We start from the raw sequence: 1,000 nt of genomic DNA on the forward strand, positions 1-1,000 counted from the left end.
TTAACTATTCCGATTAACTCGGGAAGGTTCTCGATGGGTGCGTGGCAAGGGATTTATCTTGGGGAGCATAGAAATCAAGCTGGTTCACGTAAGTTAGTAGTCACTATGCAGGGTCAGACTTAACTATGGTTAAAAAATAGACTACTTATTCTGTCCAACTTCAGCTAACATGTGTGCACTTAAATTTGAGGCGCAAGTTGTGATTATGAGCAAAGTGGTGGACAAAACGGGCGATCAGCCAGTTGATAATAAGCGGGTGGAAACCCTGGAACATAGTTTAGACGAGTTGCTAAATACCTTAACTCACGGGCTAGGTGTGCTATTAAGCATTGCGGGTTTATTTGTCTTGTTAATCGCTGCAATTCCAATGGATGATGTATGGAGAGTCGCCAGTTTTAGTATATTTGGCTTGAGTCTAACGGCTTTATACTTAGCTTCGACGCTTTATCATGCCGAGCGATGCCCGGTTAAAAAAGATAAGCTGAAGATGTTCGATCACTGTGCTATTTACCTCCTGATTGCAGGTTCTTATACACCCTACCTCATGGTGAGTATGAGAGAAGTCGGTGGTTGGGGCTTATTAGCCCTTGTTTGGGGCATTGCATTTTTCGGTATCTTCTTGAAAATACGTTTCAAGCATCGGTTTTCACTTTTGCGCGTCGCGAGCTATCTGCTTATGGGTTGGTTGGTGATTCTAAGTGCTGAGGATTTGCTCGCATCAGTACCGGAAGGAGGAGTGTTTTTACTCGCTTTGGGCGGAATAATCTATACTCTTGGTGTTGTCTTCTATTTGGTCGAACGAATTCCCTATAACCATGCAATCTGGCATCTGTTTGTACTGGGGGGCAGTATTTGTCATTTCTTCAGTGTTTATTACTACGTTTTGCCACCTCAGGTCGCTGTATAATTAAACTTCGGGCTGGTCAGAGATAACTTTTATTAGACTGTCGTCACGGTTTTGTTGCTGCCATTGATCAAAGTAGATTAAGTCCTCCAATGG

At 43.1% G+C, this 1,000-nt stretch carries 2 protein-coding genes; both read left to right on the top strand.

Annotation, left to right across the window (positions count from 1 at the left end; all coding sequences use genetic code 11):
- The first annotated feature begins 12 nt into the window (after positions 1 to 12).
- Positions 13 to 123, top strand: a complete 111-nt coding sequence (locus A3763_RS26700) for a YjbQ family protein (protein WP_255376605.1) — start codon at positions 13 to 15, stop codon at positions 121 to 123.
- Positions 124 to 205: 82 nt separating this feature from the next.
- Positions 206 to 907 (top strand): hemolysin III family protein, encoded by a 702-nt coding sequence (locus A3763_RS04845; RefSeq protein WP_082865041.1) that lies wholly within the window; start codon positions 206 to 208, stop codon positions 905 to 907.
- Positions 908 to 1,000: the final 93 nt, after the last annotated feature.

The organism is Oleiphilus sp. HI0128, from assembly GCF_001635365.1.

Excerpts from the sequence above, each read along its gene's own strand:
- A3763_RS04845 (WP_082865041.1), top strand. The coding sequence starts at position 206 with ATGAGCAAAGTGGTGGACAAAACGGGCGATCAGCCAGTTGATAATAAG.